The 18855-nt window shown below is 53.8% G+C and carries 18 protein-coding genes and 1 pseudogene; 3 read left to right on the top strand and 16 right to left on the bottom strand.

Going from position 1 to position 18855, the window contains the following annotated elements:
• Positions 1-3: 3 nt before the first annotated feature.
• The 8 genes from PLD_RS24440 to PLD_RS24405 form a co-directional block, all read right to left on the bottom strand.
• Positions 4-975, bottom strand: a complete 972-nt coding sequence (locus PLD_RS24440) for a RimK family alpha-L-glutamate ligase (RefSeq protein ID WP_218575866.1) — start codon at positions 973-975, stop codon at positions 4-6.
• 69 nt (positions 976-1044) lie between these two features.
• Complete coding sequence (locus PLD_RS24435; protein WP_159897287.1) at positions 1045-1689, bottom strand: glutathione S-transferase family protein; 645 nt, start codon at positions 1687-1689, stop codon at positions 1045-1047.
• Positions 1686-2564 carry an ester cyclase gene (locus PLD_RS24430; protein ID WP_159897286.1) on the bottom strand — a complete coding sequence of 293 codons (879 nt, stop codon included), beginning with the start codon at positions 2562-2564 and terminating at the stop codon, positions 1686-1688. Before PLD_RS24430 ends, PLD_RS24435 begins: the two co-directional genes overlap by 4 nt.
• A gap of 5 nt (positions 2565-2569) precedes the next feature.
• Positions 2570-2938: a hypothetical protein gene (locus PLD_RS24425; RefSeq protein WP_159897285.1), complete on the bottom strand. Its 369-nt coding sequence runs from the start codon at positions 2936-2938 to the stop codon at positions 2570-2572.
• Between the two features lie 8 nt (positions 2939-2946).
• Positions 2947-4317: a cytochrome P450 gene (locus PLD_RS24420; protein WP_159897284.1), complete on the bottom strand. Its 1371-nt coding sequence runs from the start codon at positions 4315-4317 to the stop codon at positions 2947-2949.
• Positions 4318-4346: 29 nt separating this feature from the next.
• Positions 4347-5537 carry a cupin-like domain-containing protein gene (locus PLD_RS24415; protein WP_159897283.1) on the bottom strand — a complete coding sequence of 397 codons (1191 nt, stop codon included), beginning with the start codon at positions 5535-5537 and terminating at the stop codon, positions 4347-4349.
• Entirely contained in the window at positions 5527-7482 is a 1956-nt protein-coding gene (locus tag PLD_RS24410; protein ID WP_159897282.1) for a radical SAM protein, read from the bottom strand. The genes PLD_RS24415 and PLD_RS24410 overlap by 11 nt, the downstream gene beginning before the upstream one ends.
• 36 nt (positions 7483-7518) lie before the next feature.
• Positions 7519-8550: a radical SAM protein gene (locus tag PLD_RS24405; RefSeq protein ID WP_159897281.1), complete on the bottom strand. Its 1032-nt coding sequence runs from the start codon at positions 8548-8550 to the stop codon at positions 7519-7521.
• Positions 8551-8792: 242 nt separating this feature from the next.
• Here PLD_RS24405 and PLD_RS24400 point away from each other — a divergent pair, with 242 nt between their 5' ends.
• Together PLD_RS24400 and PLD_RS24395 are read left to right on the top strand one after the other, a co-directional pair.
• Positions 8793-9500, top strand: coding sequence for an autoinducer binding domain-containing protein (locus tag PLD_RS24400; protein WP_159897280.1), 708 nt, complete (start codon positions 8793-8795; stop codon positions 9498-9500).
• A gap of 265 nt (positions 9501-9765) precedes the next feature.
• Complete coding sequence (locus PLD_RS24395; RefSeq protein WP_159897279.1) at positions 9766-10332, top strand: acyl-homoserine-lactone synthase; 567 nt, start codon at positions 9766-9768, stop codon at positions 10330-10332.
• Between the two features lie 42 nt (positions 10333-10374).
• On the opposite strand, the gene PLD_RS24390 is transcribed toward PLD_RS24395, so the two are convergent.
• From PLD_RS24390 to PLD_RS24365, 6 genes are all read right to left on the bottom strand, one after another.
• A complete protein-coding gene (locus tag PLD_RS24390) occupies positions 10375-11073 on the bottom strand; it encodes an HAD-IA family hydrolase (protein WP_159897278.1) in 699 nt (232 codons plus the stop codon).
• A 152-nt stretch (positions 11074-11225) separates the two neighbouring features.
• Complete coding sequence (locus PLD_RS24385) at positions 11226-11387, bottom strand: hypothetical protein (protein WP_178116206.1); 162 nt, start codon at positions 11385-11387, stop codon at positions 11226-11228.
• Between the two features lie 323 nt (positions 11388-11710).
• Entirely contained in the window at positions 11711-12151 is a 441-nt protein-coding gene (locus PLD_RS24380; RefSeq protein WP_159897276.1) for a hypothetical protein, read from the bottom strand.
• A gap of 491 nt (positions 12152-12642) precedes the next feature.
• Positions 12643-13623 carry an IS5 family transposase gene (locus tag PLD_RS24375; protein ID WP_159897275.1) on the bottom strand — a complete coding sequence of 327 codons (981 nt, stop codon included), beginning with the start codon at positions 13621-13623 and terminating at the stop codon, positions 12643-12645.
• A gap of 223 nt (positions 13624-13846) precedes the next feature.
• Complete coding sequence (locus PLD_RS24370) at positions 13847-14038, bottom strand: hypothetical protein (RefSeq protein ID WP_159897274.1); 192 nt, start codon at positions 14036-14038, stop codon at positions 13847-13849.
• A 565-nt stretch (positions 14039-14603) separates the two neighbouring features.
• Positions 14604-15206 carry an NAD(P)H-dependent oxidoreductase gene (locus PLD_RS24365; protein WP_159897273.1) on the bottom strand — a complete coding sequence of 201 codons (603 nt, stop codon included), beginning with the start codon at positions 15204-15206 and terminating at the stop codon, positions 14604-14606.
• Between the two features lie 87 nt (positions 15207-15293).
• Between PLD_RS24365 and PLD_RS24360 the strand changes: the two genes are divergently transcribed.
• Positions 15294-15911, top strand: coding sequence for a TetR/AcrR family transcriptional regulator (locus PLD_RS24360; protein WP_159897272.1), 618 nt, complete (start codon positions 15294-15296; stop codon positions 15909-15911).
• 499 nt (positions 15912-16410) lie between these two features.
• Here the strand turns inward: PLD_RS24360 and PLD_RS24355 are convergent.
• Together PLD_RS24355 and PLD_RS24350 are read right to left on the bottom strand one after the other, a co-directional pair.
• A pseudogene (locus PLD_RS24355) lies at positions 16411-17382 on the bottom strand (IS5 family transposase).
• A gap of 176 nt (positions 17383-17558) precedes the next feature.
• Positions 17559-18727, bottom strand: a protein-coding gene (locus tag PLD_RS24350; RefSeq protein WP_159890010.1) for an IS3 family transposase whose coding sequence is annotated in 2 segments (ribosomal slippage) — positions 17559-18466 and positions 18466-18727 — 1170 coding nt in all. Because the reading frame shifts where the segments join, the coding sequence is not laid out codon by codon here.
• Between the last annotated feature and the right edge of the window lie 128 nt (positions 18728-18855).

The following is an 18855-nucleotide window of genomic DNA, read 5'->3' as shown; positions in this document are numbered from 1 at the left end:
GTTTCATGGCGTCGGTGTCAGTGACTGGCGCGCAGGCAGCGCATCGAGGTAGCTGGCAATCGAGTCCAGCTTCAGTCGGTCATAGGAGTAACGCTGGTCAGGCTCGGTATCGGGCATCTTGGTGCCGGCACGCATGGCCGATTCGACGAAGATGCCCAGCAGGGGATTGACCTCGAGGACATAGAACTGGCGGTCGGCAGTCGACTGGACCATGTCGACGATCGTCCCATTGATTCCCAACACCTGGGCGGCCTTGAGTGCCACTTCAACTTCGCCCCCCAGGATGCGCGGCGTCATTTCACCACCGGCGCAAATGTTGGTCTTGAAGCTGTGTTTCTTCTTGCGGCTGTAGCCACCCATCAACTCGCCGTTGAAGATCTCGACCCGACAATCGTAGTCGCCAAACTCGATGTATTGCTCAACGTAGTAATCACCGAGAAAGTGCGCCGTCGCCTGGATGAAATCGATGAACTGTTCGGCCTCCACAAAGCGCATGACACCCACGGCCCCATGGCCCGAACGGGGCTTGTAGACCAGGCTGCCCCAGCGCGCAAAGAGTTGGTGAATGACCGCAGCATCAATCTGGCTACCCAGCAATGCGGAGTCGGGTACGTTCACTCCATGCATGCGCAACAGCTGGTTGGCCTTGAACTTGTCGCGGCAGTTGAAGAATGAAACACACTCGTTCACCACCGCTACACCACTGTCCTGCAACGCCCGAAGAATATCGGCCTGATACGGCGACTGTTCATCGGCGTTCATATGAAACAGGGCATCGAACTCACTGAGACAGCGCCCACAGGCGGTATAGACCTTGCCGGAAATGACATGGCATTGGCGCATGTCGAAATCGGAAAAAACCACAAAGCCTTTTTCCTCAAGCAACTCACGAAGCATTTGCTTGGGAATATGACCGTTGTCGTTTTCATACATCCACAGTACTACCGAACGACGACTTCTGGCTGAAGTGCTCATCGCACAATCTCCGCGTTGCTATCTGCTACCGAGGGTGGGCATGGCGTGCCGTGGCACGCCATGCATGATTCAGAGAATGACCGAGAGCGGGTCTTTGTAAGACTCGCGCTGAGTCAGGCCGTACCACCAGCGGCGCACGTTCTCGTAGTTGAAGACGATGCTTTCGCTCTGCGCCTTGAGGATGTAATCGGTGTACTGGACAAACGCCAGGTCGGCCAGGGACAGCGAGTCGCCCACCAGGAACCGCCCCTCCTCGCCAATGGCGCGATCCATGGCGGCGTAGATGGCGTTCAGCTTCTCCTCGGCCTCCTTGACCGCTGCCTGGTCAGTCTGCCCGCCGTACATGGGCAAGAACAGCTTTTGCCAGACCAGGGCATAGGCCTGGGGCGTGAAGTAGCTGGAGTCCACGCTCAGCCACTGATCCATCCGCGCAATGTCTTGCGGGTTCTGCGGGATCAACGAAGTGCCGGGCAGGATCGCCTCCAGATAACGGTTGATGGCCTGCGACTCGTAAAGGGTCAGGTCACCGTGGATCAGCACCGGAACCTTGCCGAACGGGTTGAGACTCAGATGCTCGTCCGACTTGTGCGCACCGGTCCCCAGATCGATGCTGACAAACTCCGCCGGCGTGTTCTTTTCCTTCAGAACCATCAGCACACTGCGGGTGCAGGCGCTGTTTTCGTTGCCGATCAACTTCATGCCGTGCGCAGTCATTTACCCATCCCCATTTGCGAACCCATGTCCAGGGTATTGCCGAAGGTCCAGCCCTTGCGGATCACATTGCCGTCAAAGTAGGCAATATCCATGTTGTCCACGTTGACCACCCGGTTGGACGCGGGAATGCCTTTGAGAGGCCCCTTGTGCGTCGCGGTGAAGATCCCCTGGTGAATCACGAAGTCCCCTACCGACCACATGTTGGTCATGTTGATGGACGCATCGGGGAAGGCTTCGGCCAGCATCACGAAGTCGTCCCGCGAATGTTCCTTGCCCACGGCCAGGCCGGGGACCATCTGGTCATCCCATTCGATGTCGTCGCTCATGCAGTCGAGCCACGGCTCCAGCTGCTTGCTCAGCAGCAGCTCGTTGTAGTGGCGCATCTTGGCCAGGTTCTCGAAGCGCGGCTTCAGCGTCTTGCAGTCGTAGATCTCGCACGGCTCGGTCAGCGACGGCACGCTGCGCCCCTGGTCATCGATCACACCGAGCTGGATCAGCAGGGTGTAGGGATCCTCGTAGGTGTGTTCCTTGGTCACGCGAAAATCGCTGTCGAACCAGAACAGGCTGGCGGCGATCAGGCCAACTTCCTTGTTGCTTGGCTCAACGCCCATGTAGGTCTGGGCGTGCCGCCCCTTCCAGCCCCACACGGCGATGAGCACATTGTCCTTGAGAAACAGGATGCGGTCGGCCAGTTGCATGTCGGCGAAGGTGCCCTGCCATTCCTGGTAGTGCTCGAGGATCTGCGTCACGCCAATGCGGTCAGGTTGTCCGGGAGACTTGCGAATAGCATCTGCCGCGTACAAAGATGCCAAAGACTTGTAGTCCTTAGTACGGACCGCAGCCAGATAGCTCTCACGAAATAAGGTTAGGCTCATCTTTATTACCAACTTTGTGAATGAATGGGTTCAACTTTGCACTGCAGCAGTACTTCAGGCATCGGGTCATCACTGGGGGACTCGAAGTCCATGCCAAAGATTTCCTTGTTTTCCTGCTTTATCCACTTGTCAAAGGGATGCTGGGAGCTCGCCAATTTTGCGAATGCCGCATTCAAATCTGGCGCCGCCAAATAACAGATAAAAAGCTCCATCTCGCCAAAAGGCTGCAGGAACCAGTTCTCCTCAACCGTATCGAGGCGCTCCAGAAACCGGCGAAAATCGGCATTGCGTTCATTGCGAATCAACTGGGCAAACTTCAGGAAACGTTCTTTCTTGTCACCGGGTAAAGGCACCGCAAAAGCAATGGTCTGCATAAAACACCTTAGTTGCGCTTGATAAACTCTAGGCACACGCCCGGCTCGGAAGTCATGAACAACCGGGCTTTCAATGTCGGTTCATTGCCATCCACTGCGCGCAACTCATAACGTTGCGCAATACGCACCAGAATCGTCTTGCCCTCGCCCTCGGCCAGATGGATACCGATGCACTTTCGGGCGCCCGCGCCGAACGGCAGGTAGGCATACTTGTGCACTTGCTTGATGCGTTCCGGTGCAAAGCGTTCCGGGTCAAACTTCAAAGGCTCTTGCCAATACTCCGGATTGCGATGCAGGCCCCACTGGGCAACGATGAAGTCCGCCCCCTTGGGAAACAGGTAGTTCTTGTACTGATAGTCTTCCAGCACCACTCGGCTCATGCCCCAGGAAGACGGGTAGAGCCTGAGGGACTCCTTGAATACCCAGTCGGTGTAATCAAGGCGCTTCAAATCTTCCAGGGTGCAGATTGCATTGCCGAGTTCAGCCTCGACTTCCGCATGCAGCTTCTGTTGTTCCCGGGAGTTGTTCGCCAACAGATAGAGGGCGAATGCCACGCCATTGGCGGTGGTTTCATGGCCGGCCAGAAACAGGTTCATGACCTCATGCCGGAGTTGGATATCCGTCATTCCTTCCCCGGTGTCTTCGTACAGCGCAGACATGTACATCGATAACAGGTCATTATGCTGGACCTCTTTGTTCTGACGACGATCGTGGATGATGGTGTAGATGATCGCGTCGATTTTTTTCTTGGCGTTCTCGTACGCCTGCTCATCGGCGGCGCTGATGGTCGCCGGCGACCACAACTTCAGCAGCGAATACTCCTGCAAGACCTCAAGGGCCGCGGTGACATCACTGGAAAAACGCAGAATGTCCGTGGAGAACAGGCACTTGATGACAATCCGCAGGGTGAGCTTTTTCATCTCCTGAGTTGCATCAAGAACACCTTCGGAACGAGCATCCCACTCATCGAACATCTCGTTGATGCATTCGTGAAATACGTTGCCGAAAGCGTCGACGCTGCGCTTGCTGAAAGACGGATTGGCGATCTTGCGCTGACGCTTCCATTCATCACCGATCAACGTCGACAGCCCATTGCCAATGGCCGGGCTGATCTTTTCCATGGTCTCGGCGCTTTTGGAAAAAAAACGCTCGTCACCAATCAGCATGCTTTCGATAAAGGGGGCATCGGCGATGAGATAACCGTTGATGCCCGGCAGGTAAACGATATTCCCGTACTTTTCCAAGGCCCGCGTAGTCAGGCCCAGGGGGTCCTTCAACATATAGGAAGGGTCATTGAACTCGGGAGAAACATCATCGCTGCCCGGCACCACATCAAAGCCAGAACGAACCAAGAGTGCCGCTTCCGTTGCTTGCGGCAAATCGCCCTTCCTCAAGTCTTTCAAATTACTCATAGCTGGACACTCTCATAGTTATCACGATTAACAGACAAGACTCTTGGCTCACCATTTACGGCAAAAAAGTTAAGTGACCAGGACACTTCCAGATTCAGGACGTGGTGCCACCAACCGGCCGGCAAATACAACATATCGCCAGGCCGCAATTCGCAAACAGTGGATACCGACTGCTGATAATCCGGAAACTTCTCATCCTGATAGTTTTCCGGATCAACCCGACTGGGCTCATACATCAAGTTCCCGCCGACACTGGCCGGGTAGAGAAATCTCGTTTCACTGGGGGCATAAAGGCGTATTTTCTTGCGCCCTTTCAATTGCACCAGAAAGTTATCCACCATATCCCTGTGTAATCTCAGCCCGGTACTGGCCGGACCTATCCACCATCTTGGCGTGTTGAATACCTCGCGCGCGAAGACACTCGGAAAACAGTAGGTATCGTCCAATGCAGGCGGTACGGTATTGGCCGCCATATAACCGCTGACAGACGCTTGCGCGGCATACAGGGACTCTACATATTCGGCAAACGAGGTTTTCCGGTACTTCGGTGGCTGAGCATGTTCCAGATCGTATTCCTCAAGAAGAAGACTCACGTCCAGGTTGCCTACCCGATTCACGATGTGGCCGACGGGCATCGAGAAGATCGGCCATGAAACTGCCGCATTGCGCACAATGACCGGCTCACCACGACGCAAATAAGGCTCGATATCCCTTTCATCAGTGATCACCTGGCAAAACGGAAAATCCTTTCCTTGAGTACTGCGGATCTCCAGTTGAGCAATGCGCTGAGTGTCGACCAAGGCATTGTTGAAGATAAAATTCAACAACTTCATTACATCGACGGCAATAACGGAGTGGTCGCTGTCTGCGTTAATCAGCAACTTCCCGGTATTGAACAGGGTCAGCGGATCATCGACCTTGTTTGCCAAGGCCTGGAGAGTCATATCACTGAGCACGATGGTGGCGCGTGGTGGGTATTCCTGCGCGGCAAACGACCAGCTCAGTGTTTCAGAAACATCCATGCAGCCCAGATGAACGCCAGACTCAAGTTGCCAGTGATAGCGTCCCTGCAGGCCACGTAGTGCCCAGCCAGGAACTTTTTCACTCAATGTCTCGATCAATCGAAGGTTGGAAACTGCATTTGCCAACATCGCATAGGCTCCCTGCCAGGCCAGATCAAAGCTCAAATAACAGATCCTTATATTCGTGTCTGAATACAAGACCTATTGCATACTCGATATACCGCATAAACAACGCGGCATAACCTTTGCTATCAGGTGCCAGGTGTTCTGCAAGTTCAATCCACTCTCCAGCATTGGAGAAACGCGCATAAAACAACTGCGTGAACACATAGTCACTGGATGCAAGTTTTACACCGGAAAAGTGCTGTTTCCCGAACAACCCTATAACCGGCTGAATACTGCTTGAATTTCGCCCGAACAATTCAAGCAGCCAAGCGTGATAAACATCTTCCTGCAATGCTCTGTCATCAGCGGCCTCACGACTCAGCAACGCCTTGATGTCGCTGGGCAAGAGTCGCGCCTGGGCATCCCGGCCCAGCAACTTTGCCAAGTCCGTCCAATGCGCCGAGCAGTCATCAAGATGTTGTTCCAGATAGAGCGCTATGAACTGGCTGAACGACTTATCTTTGCGATGAGCCTGGCACATCAGGGTGTTGGATACGTAGTTGAAAAAACTGTATATCCGTTCTCGATCTCCCAGGGCACTGACAAGAAAGTCTGGAAAATGAAAGGTCGGCCACTTGGAATCCGTGGCGATAACACCATCACGACCAAAGGAGTAAGTGGTATCCCTCGCAACAAAATCCTGAGTCCGGCCGATGCCAAATACCCGAGTACTGGGAATCACATACCCCGCCTCGTACTTGTTTGTCAGTCCACTTTCTTCCAGAAACGCCAACGTACGAGCGATGGTGTATCTGTCCGCATGCGCGTTCCCCAGAAAGAACGAGATGAGATTGGAATATTCAATCGGCGCACTGGCGGTAAACTTCGCCTGCTCTTCCAGCTTTCGCGTTTTTTCTTCATGAATTTCCGCACGTATCGAAGACAGGCTTTTGAGAAAGGTAACGGCTTGCTCTCTCTTGTACGGCACCTTCGCCCGCTTCAGATTATCTTCGTCCAACGAAAGAATATCGTTCATGGCTCCGGTGTAACCGGCACGCATCATTGTCTTCAGCTCATCGTGACCCAGCGAAGGCAGCGAATATCCCGACCATTTAATCTGACGCTTCTTATAACGCTCATTAAGCCTGATCACCCGCTCGGCCAGTTCCAGGGCGAAACCAGCACCACCGATATTCAGTTCAGAACAGATAAACCAGAAGTCATAAAGATCGTTTTTTAATAGAAACTCCAGGTCGGCTTCGACCACATCCAGATTACGCTTGTCAATCCGCTTGCCCTTGACGTCAGGTTCGACACAGAAATAGCACTGGAACGGGCATCCGCGTGAAACTTCTACGGCAATGGTCGGTGGCGTTTTCGACTGTAATGCCGGACCGTAAAAGGCCTTGATCTCGTTAACGATATCCAGCCGGTACTCGGTCACTTCGGCTGGTTTGTAGAAACCGACATCGTTGTATAGGTACTCCGACCCGTTCTTGTGAATCAGGCCAGGCACAGCCCCCAGATTTCGCCCGGAAAGTGTGTCGTTGAAGGCGCGAAAGAAACCATCTGGACAGCCTTGCAAGCCAAGATCGATTTCCAGATAGTTAGCCAACTTTCTGGCATGAGTGGTGAAACCAAAGCCACCCATGATGATAGGCGCATCCGTCAACTCCCTCACCAGGCGAATCAGGCGCCTGCTGTCTTCAACGGGGTAATAGGTTCTAAAGTAGTTCCCAGGTTCACCGTCTACGGCATCATAGTTGGAAAGATCAAGAGAATCCCCTTGCCGCAGATGTATACCAATCATCTTCGGACGCTGGGTCTTTATCACGCTTTTAAGATGCTCGTACCAATGCTCAACGTACAACAAATCAATACGTGTGACCCTGATATCGAATCGCCGAGCAATCTCACTGATCTGAACAAAGGCATACGGATATATCGGACGCCACGGTAAGTTACAACAATTCAGCAATAAGAAATCGGTTTCCTGCATACTCACGGCGTGTCATCCCTGTACAACAGTGCAGAAAATTATTTAGCTGACCAAGAACATTGGCAACTTGAAAACCGCCTTGCGTGAATTACAGCCCTGGCAAATCTCCATATTGCCCAACTGCTTCACCCTGCTTTTCACAATCTTCTTCAGGTTGTCATTATCAATATGACCAATATTTGATACGTGCCCGAAATCCTGGAAGCAACCGAGTATCTCGCCGGTATAACTGATACTGACGCTGCCATCGCCAATTGCACAAAAGTTTCGATTTTCAAGGGTGCCCAACAGAGCGTTCAGCATGAACTTGACCTTGCCCATGCCTGTTTTGTACTCACTCTCAGACAGGTTCAAGCCCAACTCGCGCACGAGTTTCTGACGGTATTCACTTTCGAGTTTGGCGTTGATATCCCCACCTCGGTTCCAGAGCGGGAACAGATAGATCCGCTTGAAACCCAGGCTGCGCAAATGTGCGACAGTTGCCGGCAATGTGCTATAGATCGCCGGACCGCCGGTCAAATGGACAATGACTTTATCCGCCGCGGCCTCGGCCAACGCGGCAATGTTGCGCCAGATTTTCTCGTGGTTCAGGCCAATGTGAACCTTATCGAAAACCTCTTTCTGAATAGAACTGACAGACAGCCTGATGACATCAACGTTTTGTACACAGGCATCTATATTGCGCTGATTGAAAGTGACCGCCGTTGTGGTCACGTCAGTCAAGACTCCGGAGCGGCGCATCATTCGCAAGAGCTCATGAAACTCTGGATGAATGGTCGGCTCCCCCCTGCCCGCCAAGTCAAGTTCCCAGACATAGGAAGGGTCTATCTGCGACACTATCTTGTCCATGGTCTCCAGCGAAATAAAACCATAGTCCTTGATCACTGAGCGGGGGCACATACTGCATGCTGCTGGGCACGATGGCGTCGCCTCAACATTGACAAGTACCTTCTTAAGCACGGGCAGTTCTCTCCATTGATTTTTATATTCCCTGTGGAGCTCATCTAGACTGCCGGCGCGTTCAAACAGCTCAGCCCGTCCGTCCTTCAACAATCTAGAGACATTACCGCTCATCTGTAACTACCACTATTGGTAGGTACTCAGCGAGACGAAGCCTTTACTCTTTCTATTCCGGCAAGACGCCATCGGATAAGTTGCTGGCAAGCGCCCGTTGCCACATCTTTTTTCTGACGCCAAACTTACATTTACGTATGTTTCATATTTATAAACTTGATTTCCATCGTAGAACTGGTCAGATTCGCGACGCAACTCGATGTCACCGCAGTACGAAAGGTGACTATACAAGGAGGGTATTTATGAAAAGCTGGCAAGATGACTTACTGATGATAACGGACCTGAAACTTTCCGAATCTCAAATAGTCAAGCGAATTCAAGATGCGGCTACAACTCTTGAATTCGAGTACTGTGCTTACGGGCTACAGGTGATTTTTCCCGAGGAGAAAGTCGTGATGTTCAACAACTATCCTCGTCAATGGCAGAGGCGCTACGACACTGAAAACTACCTGGCCACTGATCCAATAGTGGCACAAGGAAGGCAATCCCAGACACCAATCATCTGGGAGGACGCGGTATTTCGCGAAGCACCGGTATTTTGGGAGGAAGCGCGGGCAGCTGGACTTAAAGTTGGATGGTCGCAGTCAAGCACCAATGCCGCCGGTGCAGCCAGCATGTTATCACTCAGTCGCTCTTCACAACCCATCACCCGCCAGGAACTGGATGCCAACGAAATTAAAATGCGCTGGCTGGTAAGTGTCGCTCATATCACACTTTCAAACCGGATCAGCACGCGCCTTGCCAACCCCTACGAAGTTAAGCTTACATCCCGTGAGAAAGAGGTTCTAAAGTGGACCGGCAGCGGAAAGACCTCATTTGAAATATCCTGCTTGCTGGCCATATCAGAAAACACAGTAAACTTTCACATCAAGAACTCCATTCTAAAACTAAGTGCAGCAAATAAAACTGCCGCCGTTGTCCAAGCCTTCCTCACAGGACTACTGATCTAAATAACATTAATAGAAAACAATAAAACAAACCCAAACCGTATACTTTCTCTGCCTTTACATTCCCCTTTTGCACCTCAGCTTCAGGAACTCTTCTGCTCCTGAGCCATGCTGGCGCCGGCTGCCCATACCTTCTGTCCGGCGACCAGCACTAATGCCGCCAGGCCTTTGCCCGGCAAAAAAAGCCACCTACCTACCAATAATGGTAGGTACCCGGCTTTACTCACTAATTTACGATCACGCTCGACTTGAACGCCGAGGATGTATGATGCGTATTTTTTCCGGAAATGGTAAAGCATTAGGCTCGCAGCTTAAGCAGGACATTGCTTCTTATCGTTATAAGGTATTTGTCGAAAAGCTCGGTTGGCCATTGGATTGCCCCGACCAGTTGGAACTCGACGAGTTTGACCGGGATGACACGCTTTATCTCGCTGCCAAAGATGAAACAGGTGCCATTGTAGGTACCGCACGCCTGCTACCTACAACCCGCCCTTATCTATTATCGGAAGTATTTCCCGACCTGCTGGGTTCAGCCCAGCCGCCCTCTCAAACTCATGTCTGGGAGTTGTCCAGGTTCGCCGCTGTATCCCTCGATAAGGACACCGATGTTCTGAATGCCTATTCTTCATCCCACTCGATGTCGCTGTTGCTTGAAGCCTTCGAGTACGCCAAGTCCCTGGGGGCACGCAAACTACTGACGGTTTCGCCAAGTGCGATCGCCCGGCTGCTGATCAAGAGGAAGTTCAATATCCGGCGCCTCGGCCCCTCCAGGATCAGTGAGGGACTGAGCATCATGGCCCTGGAAATCGACCTGTCTGCGGCACGCAGCCATTAAGGTAGAACTGCCCAGGAGCTCCAGGCCTGGGCAGGCACGGCTTTATGCTGGCCAGTCCAGCCTGGGCAAGCCACACGCCGCGGGCTGAAAGGCCTTCAACGATCGCAGGATCGCATCGGCATGGGCGAACTTGCTATCGGCCATGGCCGGATCGGGCACCGCAATCACGCTCATGCCAGCGGCCCGGGCGGCGGTGACGCCGAACGGCGAATCCTCGAACACCAGGCACTCCGCGGGGGCCACCCCCAGGCGGCGAGCTGCGGTAAGGAAGATATCCGGTGCCGGCTTGGCCGCCGTCACTTCCGGGTCATCGGCGGTGACGATAGTGTCGAACAGCGCGAACCAGTCGCCATGGCGGGTGGTTTTCTCGCCAAAGGACATCTGCGACGAACTGGTCCCGACAGCGATGGGGATCCTGTGTGCCTTCAGATGCCGTACCAGCTGCTGGGCACCGGGCATCGCCTCGGCGCGGGGAAAGCGCTCGCGCATCAGCGGTTCGCGCATGACCAGGAACTCTTCGGCGCTGATGGGCAGGTCCAGGGCCTGGACCACATAACGGGCCAGGTCGCCGGCGCCCCGGCCGATGATGTTCTGCTTGATGGTCCAATCGTAGGTGCGCCCGTAGCGTTCGGCGATCAACTGGGTGATCTCGGTGTAGATGCCCTCGGTGTCCAGGAGCAGGCCGTCCATGTCGAAAATGACGGCCTTGATCGGCCCCAAATCGTTCAACTGTGCATTCATCGCATCTGATCCGTTAGCAAAAGTACATTCCAGGGAGCGGCTCAGGTACGGCCAGTTCTTTGTTGGCGATTCACCAATTAAAGGATTCAGCAGCATAGCGGCGGGCTTGGGTCAGGAGCAACCGAGGGAGCTGGGGGCTGTTTCCGCGGGCTCTATTCGGCAGCCTCGGGCGGGCTTTCGTGGTCTTCGGGCGCCTCTTGCAGGGGCACTCGTGCATCGTCGAGCAAGGAGCCCGGGTCTTCATTTCCAGGGTCGTTGATCAGGCTCGGCTCCTCGGGAGCGGGCGGTGTCTGGTCGGGTGTCTGGCGAGGCATGATCGTCTCCTTGAACATCGGGATCGATGGGCCTTGAGTATGGCGAAGCTTGGGCCAACCCACACAAAAAAAAGCCCGCTGGGGAACGGGCTAGGGGTATTGCTTTTAACGGATGGTTCGAGAGTACTCAGGCAGATGTGAAGATTATGTGAAAAGCATCTACCAACGAGAGCAAACCAAGCAGATCCGGCCACCTATCAACCCCGTGTACCTTCAGCTCACATCACCGAAGATGCTCAGGCCAGATCAGCAACAGCTAGCACCGTGGAGGACTGCACTGCGCTGATCCGATAGCTGCCTCAGACACTCTCTTGCAGCAGGAATTAACGAATGCTGCGGATGTTGCCTTTATTGCCTTTGACCGTTACGGAGACCTTCTTGAAGATGAAGTAGTTTTCTTCGTTCACTTCATAACGCGGGGCAACGATGATGTCGGCGCCCGACGATTTGACAGCCTTGAAAGCAGCAGCCGACTTGACCGCACTGACCGGATCAAGCCCCAGGCCACCCAGGCCGCCGCCACCAGCACCACCGTACGCTACACCGTCAGCAAACTGGCTATCGCCACCAAACTGCAGAAAGCCGAACAGGATGTTCACAGACGACTGACCCGAAATTGCTTCGCCCACCGCCACATCCGCCTTCAGGTCAGTCTTGACCTGACTGTCGATCGGAGCGGATGGTTGGCTGATGTTGTAGCTGGTGCAACCAGTAGCTGCGGCTACGAGAGTAGAGAGTGCGAGGAGCTTGAAAATGGCTTTCACGTTTATTTCCTTATCGCGTTTCATATAGAGGCATCATCGCTGGATGCGCAGCCCCGTTTAAATCGGGATAAAGAACATATCGCCAGTTATAGCCAATTGAGATAAGAGAAATCCTAAAAACACAAAAGAACAATCTTCATTTATTACATCCCACTGGCGACAACCAGTTAATACAGCTATTTAAACGCAGCAAAAAAAATTAATACACAAACCACCGCCTGAAAAATCCCACCTTAACAATCCTTTAAAGCACACCAGCAACTTCACGCTCTACACTCGATACCTTAGACCACTGCAAAGCCGCACAGACTTTGCGTCGCCCGCGACAACCAACCCACGCAGCTAGGGATGGTCTGAAGTAGCCATGCGTTTCTGACTGATTTCGGCCACCGCCGATTTTGAAAGTGGCGAGTCGATCCAAAACGCTGAGATCACTCACCCATCCCTGTTTTTTAGCCGCCGCGAGCACCTCGCGGCGGCAACTTCCCACATTACAGGTGCACCTCTCCTGCATGGCTCAGTAAATGTCGGCGAGCCATCCACAGATTCGACAGCGCAAACAGCGTCACCAACTGTGCCGTGTTCTTGGTCAGGCCACGGAAACGTGCCTTCACATAACCGAACTGGCGCTTGATCACCCGGAACGGGTGCTCGACCTTCGCTCTGACCTGCGCCTTGGCTTTTTCGATCTTGCGCTTGGCTTTGTACAGGACGCTGCGCTTGCCCAGTTTCTGGTAGGTGCTGCGCCGGGCGGCAATCTGCCAGATGACCTGGCGACCTTCATGCTCGGGGCGTTTTTCCACTCCGGTATAACCGGCATCGGCACAGACTACGTTTTCGTCGCCGTGCAGCAGCTTATCGACCTGCGTGACATCTGCCACATTGGCCGCCGTGCCCACCACGCTATGCACCAGGCCCGACTCGTCATCCACACCGATATGGGCCTTCATGCCGAAGTACCATTGATTGCCTTTCTTGGCCTGGTGCATTTTCGGGTCGCGTTTGCCGTCCTGGTTCTTGGTCGAACTCGGCGCATGAATCAGCGTGGCATCGACGATAGTGCCCTGGCGCAACGACAGGCCGCGATCACCCAGATAGCCATTGATCACGCCCAGAATTCCTGCCGCCAGTTCGTACTTTTCCAGCAGGCGACGGAAGTTGAGGATGGTGGTTTCGTCGGGAATGCGCTCCAGGCTCAGCCCCGCAAACTGGCGCAGAATCGTAGTCTCGTACAGTGCTTCTTCCATCGTTGGATCGCTGTAGCCGAACCAGTTTTGCATCAGATGGACACGTAGCATCGCCATCAGCGGATAGGCCGGACGACCACCATCACCCTTCGGGTAGTGCCGCTCGATCAGAGCAATCAAACCCTTCCACGGCACCACCCGATCCATCTCGATCAGGAACAACTCTTTACGGGTCTGCTTGCGTTTGCCGGCGTACTCGGCATCGGCGAAAGTCATTTGCTTCATCGGGAAACTCGGCGGGTGGAATCTGGGTATTTTGCCTAAATCAGGATGTCTTCTTCAGAGTTTCCCTAGGGCCCTCGCGCCAACCGCGCCGACAGCAGGGCCGGGCCCTGCCTTCAAACTGCCGAGATAGTCGGATGAACACCTGAACCTTGATGCATAACGCTATTGATGAGGTGCAAACAATAAAAAGCCTCGCATAACGCGAGGCTGGCAGAACTTGAAATCACTTTCTCTTCGGCAACGCCTTGGGAAAGAACATCGTATTACTGGCAACTGGCACCTTCGCCGGCTTCGCTTTACTGCCAACAGTGTCAGAGAGTTGAATATCGGTTTCAAATGCGGCTTGGCCGCAACGCACCAAGTTGTTGATTGGGAACTCATCCCCGTTGTCTTCAATATAGGCAAGACTTCTCATCGCTCAGCTCCCGTCCAACAACCGACCCGTACCGGCAAGCACCTGATTGCCTAGGAAATACGTGTCGTCACGGCCACTCAGACTAGACAGTCATTTATCGACCTGCCGCTCAAAACCGGCAAACACCGACGAGCGGCCAGATGACTCAAGGTGGATTGATCCAGAGCAACTCTAGCGTCCCTTCGCAGACTTGGTTGCCGTCTGCATCCCCAGGCTCTTGCGGCCATTGCCCTGGACTGAACAACGCACGCGTGACATTAAACGGCTTACCACGCGGCAATCACTTCGCAGCACGGGACAGGTTCTTTCAAGATCAGTTGCCCGCGGCCGAACTTCGCTGCTGCGGCCCATCCAGTGCCGACACAACGACGCCAGTCAGTTGCTGACAACCGGCGCGGCGTCGATCGACTGGATAGCCGAGCAGATGGTGCATACCAACAGGAACATGCTCACCCAGCATTAAGGGACGTGGATCAATGAACATCGGGCAGACGGCGCAACTGCTCTGAAACGGTGATACCCAACGCTTGAAACGAAAACAAGCATTTACACGTCTGTCAGGACGCTAGCCGATCTCGCAGTTCGAACCGAAAGCACGCCCCATCCGCTCGGCCCTCTCCAAGGCAAGGAGAGCACCCGAGTTCTCGCTATCCAACAGTAGATCGGAACTCACCACTTCAGCCCCACAGTAACCAAAGATTCCGTGATCTATCTGCGACTTCATAGCTGTAGCGTACCCCCGACGCTCGTAGGTTGATGAGTCAGCGCCACCAATGCCTATCAGGCGTACACGTAAATGCCCCAAGTTCTTGATGAGCGGGCCTTGCGGATCAAAGTCAAACGCCCAACCGTTCGAGAATACCCGATCGATCCATCCTTTCAGCAGTGCGGGCATCGACCACCAGTACACTGGATAAACGAGTATCAAGGTATCAGTACGTTCTATCCTGGCCTGCTCCATCTGAACCTCTGAGGCGGGCTTGGCCTTTTGCCTGTGTACAGCCAAGTCGGCCTCCGTGAAACGCGGGTCGAAACCCTCTTGCGCCAAATGGGCAAATTCGACCGTGTGTGAAGCATTCGCTTGATCAATTCCTTTTGCTACATGCTCAGAAATAGCGTGCGTTAGCGACTGGGTTTCTGGATGTGCGGTGACGAGGAGTACGTGCATTTCGCGACTCTCTAGCGTTTGAGTGATGAGATGGCAGGCTATATACTTCTGGTAGGTAAGATTATAAATTACTAATGGTATATAAAAATGTCAATCGCCAAACAGCACCCTGCTGATCCGCCAAAACCTAGACGCCGGTTAGCCAGAGAAGACCGCCTCCGTCAGTTATTGAGCGTGGCATGGAAAATAGTTGGAGACGAAGGCTCTGACGCACTCACCCTTGGCCGCCTTGCCGAGCATGCAGGGGTGACTAAACCTGTGGTTTACGATCATTTCGCAACCCGTGCAGTTCTGCTCGCGGAGTTGTACAGAGATTTCGATAAGCACCAGACATTGCGCATGGATGCCGCCATCGAAGGTAGCGACGTAACGCTGGAGAGTAGAGCAACGGTCATCGCTTCGTCCTATGTAGACTGCGTATTGTTGCAAGGCCGGGAAATTCCCGGGGTCATCGCTGCGCTAGCCAGCACCCCTGAGCTGGAGAAGACTAAACGCGAATACGAGACAGTGTTCTTGAACAAATGCCGCGTATGGTTTTCGCCATTCATGAATAATCACGAGATGAGCATGGCAAGTTTGCACGCCATACTAGGTTGCGCCGAGGCACTTTCCGGGGCTGCTGCCCGAGATGAGATCTCATCACAGGAAGCCAAAGATAAATTGCTGGTCGTTATCTTGGCGATTGTTGCGAAAGAAGCGCTTTGAGTGTTTGGTTAGCAACAACTGCTTTTGCAATAACAGCCTATAGACTGTTCAGGCTCTAACACGACGAAGTTAACCATAAAAATCGTTACTCGCAGTTCACACTGTGCATTTTTTTACAAGCACGATATACACACAAATCAAATAATCAATAATGAAGACTCATATTCTACTCAGCACTCTTTTGCCCTTGGCGCCGCCATGACAGCAACTTGCGACACGAACGAATTCAAAAAATCACCTGACGCTATATCGCTGCCGCGCCTGCCTGCATCGAAAGCAGTGCCTGTTCAAGCACGTCATATGCCGATATGAAAGATCTGACGCTTGAAATATTTCAAACATGCCTCAGCTAAGGATAGTCTGAAGTAGTCCGATATTTTTGGCCGACTTCCGCACCTGCCGTTTTTGAAAGCAGGGAGTCGATCTAAAATGACCAAATCACCCGCTCACTTCTGTGTTGTTAGCCGCCGCAAGCACCTCGCGATCGCTACTACCTGCATCACAGGCGCACCTCTCCCGCAGCAGGCAATAATTGCCGGCGCACCATCCACAGATTCGACAGCGCGAACAGTGTGGTCAATTGCGCCGTATTCTTGGCCAGGCCACGGAAGCGTGTTTTCACGTAGCCGAATTGGCGCTTGATCACACGGAATGGATGTTCGACCTTCGCTCGTGCCTGCGCCTTGACCTTCTCGATCTTGCGTCTGGCTTTGTAGAGCACGCTGCGTTTGCTCAAGTGCTTGTAGGTGCTACGACGAGCCGCAATCTGCCAGATCACCGGCCTTCCTTCATGCTCCAGCCGCTTCTCCACCCCGGTATATGCACCGCCTTCTCTTTGCCATGCAGCAGTCAGTCGACTTGAGTGACGTCTGCCACATTGGCCGCTGTACCTACCACGCTATGCACCAAACCGGGCTCCGCATCCACGCCTATATGCGCCTTCATGCCGAAGAAGTACTGGTTGCCTTTCTTCGTCTGGTGCATTTCAGGATCGCGTTTGCCTTCCTTGTTCTTGGTCGAACTGGGTGCGTGGATGATAGTAGCGTCGACAATGGTGCCCTGGCGCAACGACAGGCCCTTGTCTCGCAGATAATTGTTGATGGTTTCCAAAATGCCCGCCGCCAACTGATGCTTCTCCAGCAGGTGCCGGAAGTTCATGATCGTCGTGTCTTCGGGGATCGGAGCGCTGAGCGTCAGACGAGCAAACTGGCGCATCGAAGTAATCTCGTACAGCGCCTCTTCCATGGCTGGATCGCTCAACGAGAACCAGTTCTGCAGCAGGTGAATGCGCAGCATGGTGTCCAGTGGATACGGCTTGCGACCACCGCCGGCCTTTGGGTCATGCGGCTCGCATCAATGCCACCAAACCGCTCCACGGCACCACCTGTTCCATCTCGGCCAGGAAACGCTCGCGACGGGTTTGCTTGCGCTTACCGGCGTACTCGAAATCGGAAAAGCTCATCTGGCTCATGGGATGGCGGGCTTGTAGAGGGCAGTTGGACGGAGGGCTATTTCTGCACAGGTCAGATGGCCTGTGCTGACTTGATCGGAGAATCCCTAAAGCCATCGGCTGTGAAGATGTTTCTTATGAGGCCGATCCCTGTGGCTAGAGCCGCTCAGAAAGCAGGTTTTGCGCTTGTGTAGTGGTCAACAATTTCCGGACACAGAATTGAGTTTTTCCTCAACAACCGCTGGCGGCACGAAGCCGTTGTACTGATGTGGCCGTGTCCAGTTGTATCGCTGCATGAGGTATCGGCCGATGTCCTGCTCGGCCAACGCCGTCGTCATGTAGCCCACCGTCGGCACCCACTCGGTTTTCAGGCTACGAAACAGCCGCTCCATTGGCGAGTTGTCGTAGCAGTTTCCCCGTCTGCTCATGCTTTGAGTCATCCGATAGCGCCACAGTCGCCGTCGGAAACTGCGGCTGCCGTATTGGCTTCCCTGATCGCTGTGAAATAGGACTCCCCGTGGTCTGCCACGCATTTCATACGCCCTGTCGAGCGCCTTGATGACCAGATCGGCATCAGGCCTGGAAGACATTGCCCAACCCACCACCCTGCGGCTGTACAAATCCAATACAACGGCCAGGTAATGCCATCGCCCTTGCGCCCAGATGTAGGTGATGTCGCCGCACCAAGCCCTGTTCGGCGCTGCCACGGCGAACTGCCGATCGAGGAGGTTGGGAATGTCAGGACGTTCAACCGTGGCTTTCTTGTAAGCGTGAGAACCGGGCTGCTTGCTGATCAATCCTTGTTCCTTCATCAAGCTTCTGACCTTGAAGCGTCCCACCTCGACGCCCTCGTCGCGAAGCATGGCAACGATACTGCGGCTGCCGGCAGAACTACGGCTTTGGCTGAACAGTTCGTTGATGCGGCTGCGCAGGCTCACCCGGCGAACATCGATACGACGCCGCCGGGCCAAATGGGCGTAATAACAGGATCGGGGCAGCTCGAACACTGAACACAACAGCTGGACGGGATAGTGCTTGGCCAACTGCCGAATCGACTTCAACGTCTGCGCCCGTGTTCCTCGGCCATCAAGAGCGCAGTGGCCTCCTTTAAGATTTTTTTCTCAAGCTCCAGCCGGTTGATGCGGGCCTGAAGCTCCTGAATCGTCTGCTGCTCCGGTGTAAGCGCCTTGGCAGTCGGCGTAACGCCTCCACGTTCCAGTTGCAACTGGGCAACCCAGCGCCGCAATGCGGTCTCACCTACATCGAGGGATTTGGCGGCCTCAGGGCAGCTATAGCCTTGGTCGAGCACCAGGCTGGCAGCCTCACGCTTGAAGGCAGGGGTGAAAGTACGTCGTTGTCTGCTCATTGAACACCTCTGTGTGGCGATCATCTTCGCCTAAAAAGGTGTCCGGAGTTAGTAGACCACTACACTTGAGAATGCTCAAAGCGAAAAAAATACAGGCAGACACGAAAAGCAGAAGAGGAGAAGAAAAC

It is taken from the genome of Pseudomonas sp. LD120 (assembly GCF_009861525.1).
GTDB lineage: Bacteria > Pseudomonadota > Gammaproteobacteria > Pseudomonadales > Pseudomonadaceae > Aquipseudomonas.
This window is presented reverse-complemented; position numbering and strand designations above follow the sequence as displayed.